Source organism: Serratia rubidaea (genome assembly GCF_016026735.1).
GTDB classification, from domain to species: domain Bacteria; phylum Pseudomonadota; class Gammaproteobacteria; order Enterobacterales; family Enterobacteriaceae; genus Serratia_B; species Serratia_B rubidaea.
Map to the genome: position 1 here is coordinate 3,483,195 of NZ_CP065640.1, position 11,661 is coordinate 3,494,855.

Annotated in this window: 11 protein-coding genes; 10 read left to right on the forward strand and 1 reads right to left on the reverse strand. The window is 60.3% G+C overall.

The features are described 5' to 3' along the window. The first annotated feature begins 121 nt into the window (after window positions 1–121). Window positions 122–1,354 (forward strand): peptidase T, encoded by a 1,233-nt coding sequence (gene pepT, locus I6G83_RS16290; protein WP_054306466.1) that lies wholly within the window; start codon window positions 122–124, stop codon window positions 1,352–1,354. 71 nt (window positions 1,355–1,425) lie between these two features. Then, entirely contained in the window at window positions 1,426–2,508 is a 1,083-nt protein-coding gene (locus I6G83_RS16295) for a malate/lactate/ureidoglycolate dehydrogenase (RefSeq protein WP_054306450.1), read from the forward strand. A gap of 18 nt (window positions 2,509–2,526) precedes the next feature. Here I6G83_RS16295 and I6G83_RS16300 read toward each other — a convergent pair whose 3' ends face one another. Continuing rightward, a complete protein-coding gene (locus tag I6G83_RS16300) occupies window positions 2,527–3,264 on the reverse strand; it encodes a 4'-phosphopantetheinyl transferase family protein (RefSeq protein WP_062778977.1) in 738 nt (245 codons plus the stop codon). 297 nt (window positions 3,265–3,561) lie between these two features. Here I6G83_RS16300 and I6G83_RS16305 point away from each other — a divergent pair, with 297 nt between their 5' ends. The 8 genes from I6G83_RS16305 to I6G83_RS16340 are packed head-to-tail and all read left to right on the forward strand — an operon-like array spanning window position 3,562 to window position 11,659. Then, the gene (locus I6G83_RS16305) at window positions 3,562–5,304 is read left to right on the forward strand and encodes a non-ribosomal peptide synthetase (RefSeq protein WP_072186129.1); all 1,743 of its coding nucleotides are present in this window, start codon (window positions 3,562–3,564) and stop codon (window positions 5,302–5,304) included. A gap of 5 nt (window positions 5,305–5,309) precedes the next feature. Next, complete coding sequence (locus tag I6G83_RS16310) at window positions 5,310–6,578, forward strand: hypothetical protein (RefSeq protein ID WP_054306451.1); 1,269 nt, start codon at window positions 5,310–5,312, stop codon at window positions 6,576–6,578. After that, a complete protein-coding gene (locus tag I6G83_RS16315; protein WP_054306452.1) occupies window positions 6,575–7,183 on the forward strand; it encodes an alpha/beta fold hydrolase in 609 nt (202 codons plus the stop codon). Before I6G83_RS16310 ends, I6G83_RS16315 begins: the two co-directional genes overlap by 4 nt. Further along, a complete protein-coding gene (locus I6G83_RS16320; RefSeq protein ID WP_169802933.1) occupies window positions 7,180–7,833 on the forward strand; it encodes a phytanoyl-CoA dioxygenase family protein in 654 nt (217 codons plus the stop codon). The genes I6G83_RS16315 and I6G83_RS16320 overlap by 4 nt, the downstream gene beginning before the upstream one ends. After that, window positions 7,830–8,054, forward strand: a complete 225-nt coding sequence (locus I6G83_RS16325; protein WP_169802932.1) for a hypothetical protein — start codon at window positions 7,830–7,832, stop codon at window positions 8,052–8,054. Before I6G83_RS16320 ends, I6G83_RS16325 begins: the two co-directional genes overlap by 4 nt. After that, complete coding sequence (locus I6G83_RS16330; protein ID WP_054306453.1) at window positions 8,051–9,427, forward strand: 2-isopropylmalate synthase; 1,377 nt, start codon at window positions 8,051–8,053, stop codon at window positions 9,425–9,427. The genes I6G83_RS16325 and I6G83_RS16330 overlap by 4 nt, the downstream gene beginning before the upstream one ends. Beyond that, the gene (locus I6G83_RS16335) at window positions 9,424–10,170 is read left to right on the forward strand and encodes a class I SAM-dependent methyltransferase (protein WP_054306454.1); all 747 of its coding nucleotides are present in this window, start codon (window positions 9,424–9,426) and stop codon (window positions 10,168–10,170) included. The genes I6G83_RS16330 and I6G83_RS16335 overlap by 4 nt, the downstream gene beginning before the upstream one ends. A 10-nt stretch (window positions 10,171–10,180) precedes the next feature. Further along, window positions 10,181–11,659 carry a class I adenylate-forming enzyme family protein gene (locus I6G83_RS16340; RefSeq protein ID WP_054306455.1) on the forward strand — a complete coding sequence of 493 codons (1,479 nt, stop codon included), beginning with the start codon at window positions 10,181–10,183 and terminating at the stop codon, window positions 11,657–11,659. Window positions 11,660–11,661 lie beyond the last annotated feature (2 nt).

Here is an 11,661-nt window from a genome sequence, read left to right on the forward strand (position 1 = left end):
AATCAATAAATCATTACTGCCGGTAATGATTCCCGCTAATTCTGGTTAAAAATGACCTGACGCAATATTTCCCTTCAGGCGCTTTTGCATAATGACTTGCGATAATTTGAAGGGCGCCATCATGGATAAACTACTCGATCGTTTTTTTAACTACGTCACCTTTGATACGCAATCTAAAGCGAACGTTAAACATGTGCCAAGTACCGACGGGCAGCTGAAACTGGCGCGCGCGTTACAGCAGGAGCTGCTGGAACTGGGTTTTGCGCAGGTGATGCAGAGTGAACAGGGCTGCGTCACGGCGACCCTGCCATCCAACGTCGCCTGGCCGGTGCCCGCCATCGGCTTTATCTCCCACCTTGATACCTCGCCGGACGTCAGCGGCAAGCAGGTAAACCCGCAAATTGTGGAAAATTACCGCGGCGGTGATATTGCGCTGGGTATCGGCGATGAGGTGCTGTCGCCGGTGCGTTTCCCGGTGCTGCACCAGCTGCTGGGGCAGACGCTGATCACCACCGACGGCAAAACGCTGCTTGGCGCGGACGATAAGGCCGGCATTGCCGAAATCATGACCGCCATGGTGCGTCTGCGGCAGCAGCAGATCCCGCACGGCGATATCCGCATCGCCTTTACGCCGGATGAAGAGGTCGGCAAGGGCGCCCGTTATTTTGACGTCGAAAGCTTTAACGCCGCCTGGGCCTATACCGTTGACGGCGGCGGCGTGGGGGAGCTGGAGTGCGAGAATTTCAACGCCGCTTCGGCGGTGGTGAAAATCGTCGGCAACAATGCGCATCCCGGCAGCGCCAAGGGCGTGATGGTCAACGCGCTGACGCTGGCAACCCGTTTCCACCAATGCCTGCCGGCGGAGGAAACGCCGGAAAACACCGCGGATTATCAGGGGTTCTATCATCTGAGCAGCATCAAGGGGCAGGTCGACCGCGCCGAGATGCACTATATTCTGCGCGACTTTGAACGCGACGGCTTTGCCGCCCGCAAACGTAAGCTGATGGCGGCGGCGGAGCACGTGGGCAAAGGGCTGCCGCGCGAGTGCCGCATCGACGTCACCATTGAGGACAGCTACTACAATATGCGCGAGCAGGTGGCCGAGCATCCGCACGTGGTTGAACTGGCGCAGCGGGCGATGCTCGACTGCGGGATTGAACCGGTGCTCAAGCCGATCCGCGGCGGCACCGACGGCGCACAGCTCTCTTTCAAGGGGCTGCCGTGCCCTAATCTGTTTACCGGCGGCTACAACTTCCACAGCAAACACGAGTTTATTACGCTGGAGGGCATGGAGCAGGCGGTGGCGGTGATCATGCGTATCGCAACCCTGACGGCGGAGCGCGCCAAACAGTGAGTTACTCACTTGCCGCAATGACTTTTTGTGCTTAGGGTGGAAAGACATTCACGCACAAGGAGATTCGCGGCATGAGTTCTGAGTATCGTATCGACAGCCAGCGGTTAGGGCAGTTTGTTCAGGCTATCTGGCGTCATACCGGCAGTTCCGCCCGTGAGGCCGAGCTGGTGGCAGAGCATCTGGTGCAGGCCAATCTGGCCGGGCACGATTCGCACGGCGTCGGCATGATCCCGCGCTATATGTCATCGCTGGCGCAGGGGCATCTGCAGCTGAATACCCATGCCCGGGTGGTGAAGGATGCCGGAGCGGTGCTGACGCTGGACGGCGGCAAAGGTTTTGGCCAGGTGGTCGCCTGCGAGGCCATGGAGCGCGGCATTGAACGCGCGCGCCAGCTGGGGATCGCCGCCGTGGCGCTGCACAACGCCCACCATATCGGTCGCATTGGCCATTGGGCGGAGCAGTGCGCGCGCGCCGGCCTGGTTTCCATCCACTTCGTCAACGTGATGGGCGATCCGATGGTGGCGCCGTTTGGCGGCAGCGATCGCCGCTTCGGCACCAACCCTTTCTGCGTTGTTTTCCCTCGTCCCGGCCAGGCGCCGCTGCTGTTGGATTTTGCCACCAGCGGCATTGCCTATGGCAAAACGCGCGTCGCGTACAACAAAGGCCTGACGGTGGCGCCCGGCTATCTGATCGATGAGCAGGGACGGCCGACCAATGAACCGAAGGTGATGCATGAAGCGCCGTTTGGTTCGCTGCTGCCGTTCGGCGCCCATAAGGGCTATGCGCTGGCGACGCTGTGCGAGATCCTGGGCGGCGCGCTCTCCGGCGGACAGACCACCCATGACGACACGCTGCAGGTGACCAACGACGCGATCATCAACTGCATGACCACCATTATCCTCAGCCCGGACGCCTTTGAGGCGCCGGCGATGCAGGCCGAGGCCGAAGCTTTTGTCGACTGGGTGAAGGCCTCGCCGGAAAGCGGCGACGAGCCGATTCAGGTGCCGGGAGAGTGGGAAGAGATGAACCGCGCACTGCGCCTGCAGGACGGCATCCCGATTGACGGCAATACCTGGCAGCAGATTTGCGCCGCGGCGCAGGCGGCCGGTATGCCGCCGGCCGAGCTTGAGGGGTATCGCGCGCTGGCGCGCTGAGGCGTTTGAACCGGGCGATTATTGCCTGACGACCACCAGCGTCGTCAGGTGGTCGCCGTCTTCGCTGAAGTAACCGTCAAAGCAATCGCCTGCCTTAAAGTGTGCGGACAGCGTTACGGTCAGGCGCAGCGTGAAGCGTCGCTCAGCCGGAGCCAGCGCGGCCAGCTCCGCCGCCATAAAATCAAAATCGCGTTGCAGGGCCGGATATAGCGCCTTGAACAAACTCTCTTTGGCTGAAAACAGCAGCGTCAGCACCCATTCACGCGCTAGCGGCAAACGGGCGATGTACTGCGCTTCCGCGTGCGAGGCCAGCATTTCTGCAATTTCCCGCATCGCCTCCGGTTGATGACGTTCGGTATCGACCCCCAGATGGCGGATCCTGGCGTCATTGGTCGCCAGCGCGATCGCACGTTTGGCTGAATGGCTGATGGAGCCGATAAAGCCTTCCGGCCAGCGGGGAACCCGCCCCAGGTGGACGCCGACGTCGGTAACGTGAGCGCCCAAGCACATTAACGCGCGCCGCGCGCAGTAACGCCCCGCCAGATAGTCCGCCTTACGCGCAGTGGGCATCCCGCTCAGCCAGGTTGGCAACGGGATACGGCAGCGGGTGAACTGCCGGTCATGGTAGTACGCTGCGTCAAACGTCAGCCGGCAGTAGGTAATCGTCGGCAGGGCGGCAATGTACCCCTCTTCGCACCAGGGAAAGCAGAGCGTGGGCCGGTGGGCGCCACGAGCGGCAAAAAAACGGTGAGTCATTTAATTGTCCCTCTCGTAACTGAAAACGTCTGCTTTTTTATTTTTATATCAAAATATTAGCCTGCGTTTTTCGTCGACGTATTGATAACCTGCGTGAAAGTTCGTCGCCTAACGGCATGTTAATCAATACCTTTTACATTGTTAATGTTTATTTACATATTTAATTTACATTAAATTTACAAAACGGCAATGGCATTAACTACGCTTAGTCGGTGCTTGGGAAAAAACGGCTGGCGGTGGTGTCATTGTATGAATTTAAGTGATTGTAATTCAATTAATTATAAATTCATTTTCGCCATGGGAAAACATGCTTCCTCGTTGGCGGCTGTGGATGAGCATATCTCGCTGAATTACCAGCAACTTGGCTGTGCGGCACGCAATGTGAGTAAAACATTAATTAATGATGATGTTTTCGATGAGTGCGTGGGGATCTCTGGCCCGCCAAGCGTGCGGACGCTGGCGGCGCTGCTTGGCGTGGTGCTGTCAGGCAATCATTATCTGTATGTTGACGTCAGTCAGCCCGCCGACTGGCTGGGTGACCATCTGCGCCACGTTGGCTGTCGGCGCGTGCTGCACTGCGGCGATACGCTGCCCGACATTGTGCTTGCGGGGGTGGCGTTTCTTCCCGTCACGCTCGATACCCGTGAATCCGCGGTGGCGCTGCCTGAGCTTTCCGCGCAGCACGCGGCCTACATCAATTTTTCCTCCGGCAGCACCGGCCAGCCCAAAGCGATCGTTTGTACCCATGCGGGCGTGACCCGGCTGTGCCAGCAGCAGGATTTCCTGCCGTTCGGCGCCGCGCTGACTTTCCTGTTTCACTCCCCGCTCTCATTTGACGCCGCGACGCTGGAGATATGGGGGGCGCTGCTGAACGGCGGCTGCTGTGTGGTTAACGCCGGCGGTATGTTGACGCCGGAAAAACTGCGCGCGCATATCCGGCAGCGCGGCGTGAATACGCTGTGGCTGACCGCGTCATTGTTCAACACCTTTGTTGATGTGGATCTCGCCTGTCTGAGCGGGATACAACACCTGCTGACCGGCGGCGACGCGCTGTCGACGTCCCATGTGCGGCGGGCGTTGGCGGCCCATAAGGCAACCCGCTTTATCAACGGCTATGGGCCGACGGAAAACACCACCTTTACCTGCTGCCATGTTATTCGTCCGCAGGATGCGGCCGCGCAGGATATTCCTATCGGCCGGGCAATCAACGGCACTGAGGTTGGGTTGTACGATGCGGCGGGTGCGCCGGTTACCTGCGCCGGGGAAACGGGGGAGATTTATGCGTTCGGCGCCGGTCTGGCGCGGGGCTATCACCGTTCACCGGACAGAAACGCACGGGCATTTGTCACGGTGGAGCTGCGGGGAAGGCGCATGCGCGCCTATCGCACTGGCGACCTCGCCCGCTATGACGACGACGGTTATTTGCACTTTGTCGGCCGCGTCGACAGTCAGGTCAAAATCAACGGCTACCGCCTGAACCTGGCGGCGCTGGAGGCCTATTTTCGTCAGGTGAATGCGATACAGGATTGTGCGCTGCTGGTGGTTGAACAACAGGGCAGCAAACGTCTGGTCGCCGTCTTACTGGCGCAGGATGATGGCCCGGCGCGTGATGCGGCGCTGGCGCTGGCCTCCTGGGAGCGACCAGGCGCCTATCTTTGCCTCCGCCGCTTCCCGCTGACGCCGCATGGCAAAACCGATCGGCGGGCGCTGCTGGCCGAGTGGCAGGCGCATCAACGCCGGCATACCGAGGTCGAGGAGCCGCTGACGCCGATGCAAACGCTGTGCGCGGCCTGGTGGGCCCAGATTCTGGGGCAGCCGGTGGTTGATCCTGAGCTGGATTTTTTCCAGGCGGGAGGGAATTCGCTGCTCGCGCTGCGGCTGCTGGCCATCACTCAGGCTGACGGCGGAGAGGCCGACATTTCGCTCAACGAGCTGTATGACCACTCTACGTTGGCCGCTTTCGCCCGCCTGCTGAGCGCCAAAGGCCGCTCGGCGACGTCGCGTCATACCGCAATCCCGGAACAGCCGCTGGTGCTATGAGAGAGATGATGAACGATCTGAGCAAACGGGATATTTATTGTCAGCCGTTGCATGGGCGGCTGGTGGTGTTCGGACAATGGCAGCGTCTGACCGTTCAGGAACGCGCCGCGCTGGCGCAGCAGAAGGCGGCGCTGCTGGCGCAGGCCGATAACGAATGGCGTACGCCGCTGCCCGCCTGGCTTAACGCCATCGTGCTGGGAGAGATGATGAGCGGCGACCTGACGCAGTACGGCCTGTTTTTTTTGGCCGTCGGCGGAGCGCCGGAGGATGAACAGCGGTTGACGCAGCTTGGCGCGGCGCTGTATCGCGCTTTTCCGCTGTTAGCGAGTAACGTGGCGTGGGACGGCGAGCAGCCGGAATGGTGCGTCAGCACCCGGCCGGCGGCCTATTTGCCGGAAGAGGCCGGGGAATATGCCGACGATGAGGCGTTTATTCAGGCGCAGCTCGTCCGTCCGCACTCGGTGTTCCAGCGCGGCATGCTGCGTATCGTAACGGCGCGCTGCGCCGGCGAACGGCGCTGGGGGATTTGGCTGCATCACCTGGTGGCCGACGCTGATTTTATACGCGTGCTGCTGCCGCTGGCGCAGCGTTGGCTGCAGGACGGCGAAATGACCGCTCCGGATTTTTCCTTTATCCAGCTGCAGTGGCGTCTTGGACGTACGCTGGCGCTGCAGCATTCGCGTTTACAGCGTTTCTGGCGCGGGCAGGCAGCGCTATTCGCCGCGTTGACGCCGTGGGAGGAAACGTTGCCGGCGGTAACGCCGACGACGACCGGTCAGACTTTTGATCTGCCCGCCGGCCGCGGCGGCGCGACATTGGTGGCGCAGGCGTTGGCGCAGGCGCTGCGGCAACAGGGCATCGGCGGGCCGTTGCTGGCGGTCGCGCCGGTAACGCTGCGGCGCGGCGACGGCGGGGCGGCGGCCAGCGGTTGCTATATCAATCTTATTCCTTTGGTACTGGATGCCGGCTGCAGCGCGGCGGAATTCGAGTCTCGCCGACGCAGCTGGTTGGAACATGCGCTGTTGCCGCAAGAGGAGATTGCCGAGGCGGCCGGGGTGAATTACCGCCGGGCGCTGGTGATGCTGAACATTATCGACCGTCCGGCGACGCCGCCGGCATTTCGTCATAGCCCGGAGCAGCGCAGCCGCAAACCGATCACCCTGACGCTGACCGGCATCGAACAGGGCGGCTGGCGCGTGGCGCTGACCACACGGCTGGGTGAGGCGTTCAGCCAGGCGCTGGGGGGCGCGCTACGGCGGGCATTGGGCGCATGATTTGGCTGCTGCCGGATTTTATCGGCCACCCTGGCTGTTTTCGCGCGTTGTTGCCGCATCTGCCGGCGGCGACCCGCAGCATCGATTATCACCGTCTGCCGCTGTGTGGCAGCCTGGCCGCGTTGGCGCAGCACCTGGCCGACAACGCCGCGGAACCGCCGTCCATCATCGTCGGTTACTCGTTTGGCGGTGCGCTGGGTTTTGAGTTATTGCAGCGTTTACCCGGCGCGCCGCGGCTAATTATGGTGGACAGTCATCTTCCCCGCGCCGAATTTCGTCGTACGCCGGCCGAGCAACAGTTTGCGCGCTGGCTGACGACGGAAACGCGCGACTGGATCGCGCTGATGGAACAGCTGGGGGAGATTCGGCAGGCGGTGATTTTGCACAACATCGCACTGTTCAGCGACTGGCGACCGCAGGGGCGGATCGTGCAGGCGGACTGGATATGCTGCCGGGGCGAAAATGGCGCGCCGGCCGGCGACTGGCGTGAACAGGTCAGGGAGTTGCGGCGTTTCGACAGCGACGCCGCCCACCATACCGTGATGACGGATCGGGACGTTATCGTTCATATATCGCAACTGATCAATGGGGGAGCTATGTCATGAAGCATTTTCAGCAGGTGATTACCTCGCATTACCAGCAGCAGGCCCTGACGTGGATCCTGTCCGCGTCGGAGGCGCCGCAGCCGTTGTTGGAGCCGGAGTTCGATATTACCGATGACGACGGGCGCTATGCGAAAAAGATCCGTAATCTGAGTGAGGCCGATCCGTCCTTCTGGCAGCAGTGGTTTCAGCTGTCCGGCCTCAATGCGTTGGTCGGCGACCATTTGTCGCGGCCGAAGCTGCTGCGTCATGCCGCCTTTATCAAACGCCACGCCGATGAATCTTATATTCCGCTGCATCAGGATATTGCGCTGTGGGAAAAAGCCTATGAAAGCGCCGTGACGTTTTGGATTGCGTTGACCCCATCCCGCAATGAAAACGGCGGCATGTTCTATTGCCGATCGGCTGAGACCATCTATCCGCATGAATTCAATCTGCAATACCCGATGTTCAAATGCATTGACGTTGAAAAAAATCGCATTCCGCCGGAAAGCATCGTCGATGCGCCGCTGGAGGCGGGTGATGTTCTGGTCTGGCCGGCGCGCACGCCGCACGGCAGTTATATGAATACCAGCGGACAGTTACGCATCGGTATGCCCGTGGTGTTTGTTGATGAAAGTGAATATCAGAAACTTAATGTGAGGTCACAATGAAAAATTGGATCGTAAGTCATTTGCAAACGGTATTCCCCAACGAAGACATTGCCGAAGAGAATATTGATGTTTACCTGCCGCAGCTTTGTCAGCACTCGCTGAAAATGGTGACCTTCCTGGCGCGTTTTTCCCGTCAGTTCGGCCGGGCGCCGAAGATTATGGAGTTTATCGCCAAACCGAACTTTGCAACGCTGGCCGATAGCGGGGAGGCGCAGCGATGATTAAGGTGATCGATTGTACCCTGCGCGAAGGCGTACAGGCGCGGCAATGCAGTTTTACTGCCCAGCAGTCGGCGTTGCTGGCGCAAGAGATCGGCGCATTGGGCGTGGACATGATTGAGTGCGGCCACCCGTTTATTTCTGCGCAGGAAGTCGAGCGGGTGCGCAGCGTGGTTGCGGTTTCCCCGGTGCCGGTGCTGGCGCACGCCCGGGCGCGCTCGGAAGATATCGACGCCGTGGCGCGCAGCGGCGCGCAGTGGGTAGGGCTGTTTGCCTCCATCAACGCTATTTCGCTGACGACCAAGTTCAAAGGGATGACGCGCGAAGACATTCTCACCATGTTCGGCGACGCGATTCGCTACGCCCGCGGCCTGGGACTGCAGGTCCGGGCGACGGTGGAAGACGCCGGGCGCACCTCGGTATCCGATCTGGTCAGTATGGTGGCCGCCGCGCGGGACGCGGGGGCCGACCGCATCTGTTTTGCGGACAGCGTAGGTATCCTGCTGCCGGATGAAACTTTTGATGTGCTGTCGCTGCTGCGTCAGGAATTTTATGACGTCGAGTTTGAGTATCACGTCCATAACGACCGGGGGCTGGCGTTGGCGAATACGCTGGCGGCGATTCAGGCCGGGGTGAAGTGGCAGTCAATCAGCTGCAACGGCATCGGCGAGCGGGCGGGGATCACGGATACCTTCCAACTGCTGACCCTGCTGCATACGCGCTTTCAGCAGGAGCGGTTCAACCTGAAAAACATGATGGCGCTCTCCGAGCTGGTGGAGGCTTACAGCCGCATTCCGTTGTCACCGATGCAGCCGGTGGTGGGGAAAAACGCCTTTGTGCACGTAGCCCGGCTGCATCAGCTTGCGATGCAGGAGGACAGCGCTGCCTACAGCGTGTTTGACCCCGAGCTGATCAACGGTCGGGTGTCGCTGGAACGCTTCCAGCCGATGCACCAGCAGGCGCTGTTCCTGGCGCCGTTCGAGAAATCGGCAACCGAGCTGAAATATCATCGCCACGGACCGGGCAAGCGTTTTGTTATGCTGGATAAGCGGCTGGTGGACGGCTCGCCGTTCTACTTTATCGCCCGCCAGTTTGCTGACGCGGATGCCGACGATTCGGCGGTCAGCGGCCATGTGGACAGCCATATCCATAACTGCGATTCCGTATTTTTATTCCTGGGTGATGGCGCGGATTACGCCGGTCTGGAAGTCGAGGTGGATCTCGGGGGGACGCGGAGGCGTTTGACTTCGCCCGCCAGCGTATTTATTCCGGCCGGCGTGGCGCACTCTTACCGCTTTATCCGCGGCTGCGGCACCTATATCAATTTTGTGCATAAAGGCGATTACCACGACAGCTTACTGGAGATAACTCAATGAAACAGTTCAATAAAAATGCTCAGGCCTATAACGCGGTGCGCGGCAAGATCGCCTATCCCGATGCGCTGTACGCCTCGCTGGCGGCCAGAGCGCCGGCCCATAACGCCGCATTGGATATTGGCTGCGGCAACGGCGTCTCCACGGTGCGTCTGCAGGGGCTGTTTCAACATGTGGAAGGCTGCGATATTGGCGAGGCGTTGATTGAAAAGGCCCGCCAAAACTACCCGGATCTGACTTTCAGCGTCTCTCCTGCCGAAGATTTCGTCCCGCAGCGCCGTTTCGATCTGATCACCAGCGCCACCTCGTTCTACTGGATGGATCGTAAAGCGGTGCTGATGAAGATGGCGCAGTGGCTGGAACCCGGCGGGCTGTTTTGTGCGTACAAATATGATTTTCCGGTGGCGTATGGTCCACTGCGCGATTTTATCGAACATGAACTGGTTACCAAGTGGTCACGCCACCGCGACCCGCGTCTGACCCAGTACGACGACACGCTGGAGGTGATGCAGAGTTGCGACCATTTGCGTCAGGCGCGCCGCGAAGTGTTCGCCAATATTATTTTCCTGACGCCGCAAGAGGTGGCGCTGTTTTTCCTGTCTACCAGCTACGTGACGCGCTATATCGAAGAGGAGGGCGGGCAGGACTATATCGATCAGTTCGCCGCCGCCGTGTTGGATATTGAGCGGGCGCCGCAGGTGGCGATGAATTTCGATATCCATGCGTTTACCGCTGTCAACGGCTAAGGATCCCGGCATGGTGCAAACACCCGCAACGCTGGATGCCACGCTGCGTCGTATGGCGTCAGAGCAGCCGCAGCGTATTTTACTGACCGATGCACGCGACCCCGATGCGCCGATGGACTATCGCTGGGGCGAGACCGATCAGCTGGTTAACGGTCTGGCCAGGCAACTGGCGCAGCAGCCTGGTGATGCCGTAGGCGTGTTACTGGATAACTCATACCGCTGCATCTGTCTGATCTATGCCGTGATGCGTGCCGGCAAGGATCTGGTGCTGATCGATCCGGAATGGGGGCAGGCGGCCAAACGCGCGATTATCGATGAAATGTCGCTTCGCGTGTTGGCGGGCAACATCACGTTGCACGATGAATTCGCCGGGTTGCAGGCGCCTCTCGACTTCGCGCCGTTGCCAGCAGGCGAGCAGGCGCCGGATCGCGCGGCGCAGAGCCGGATGATCCTGTTTACCTCGGGCACTACCGGTAAGCCGAAGGGCATTGTGCTCAGCCAGCAGGCGATGGTCAGCGCTTATGCCATCGGCCAACGCTGTCTGCAGATCGGCGAGCACACCCGCGCCGGCTGCTTTTACCGGGTCAGCGGGCTGGGGATCCTCGGCATTAATTTTCTGTTCCCGTTGCTGTATGGCGGCAGCGTCGTCTTGTTGCCGCTGCACTGTTGGGCTGAAAGCGACGACTTTTGGCGTTATGTGGATCGGTTCGCCATTACGTTTTTGTATATGGTGCCGCCGATCGTCAATTTTATGGTGAAAGAGGGCACGCCGCCGCCGCATCCTTACCGGCTTGAGCGCTTGCTGTGCGTTGCCGGATCGGCGCGGCTGGATGCCGAAGCGCAGCGGCTGTTCCAGCAGCACTTCGCGCCGCTGGCCAATATTTATGGTTTGAGCGAGTGCGGCTTTGCATTTCTGTTCGGCCGGCGTCAGGGCGAACTGTTCGACAATTCGGTCGGCCCGGCGGTCGGATTGTCGCTGCGTTTAACCGATGAGAGCGGCGCGCCGTTGAACCGGCCTGGGGCGCGCGGACGCCTGTGGGTAAAAACCCCCAGCCTGTTTTCGGGTTATATCAATCAGCCGGCGCTCACCGCGCAGGTGTTGCAGGACGGCTGGCTGGATACGCAGGATGTCGCTTTCTTTGACGCGCAGGGCGGGGTCCACGTGCTGGGGCGCGCCGATGGCACGATCAATAAAGGCGGCAATCTGTTTCATCTCAATGAGTGCGAACAGCTGCTCAACGGGCGGGAGGATGTGGTGGACGCCTGCTGCCTGAAAGTGCCTTGCGACGTATACGGGGAAGATTATATCGCCGTTATTCAGAGCAGCGGGCAAGAACGACAGGCGTTGACGGCATGGTTGGAGCTACAACTGGGGACGCAGCGCGCGCCGCGTACGGTGGTCTGTTTGAGTCAGAGTCTGCCGCTGAACGGTGCGGGTAAGCACGATCGTAAAGCGATTGCGGCGTTGATCGGTCAGGAGGTCGTCTGATT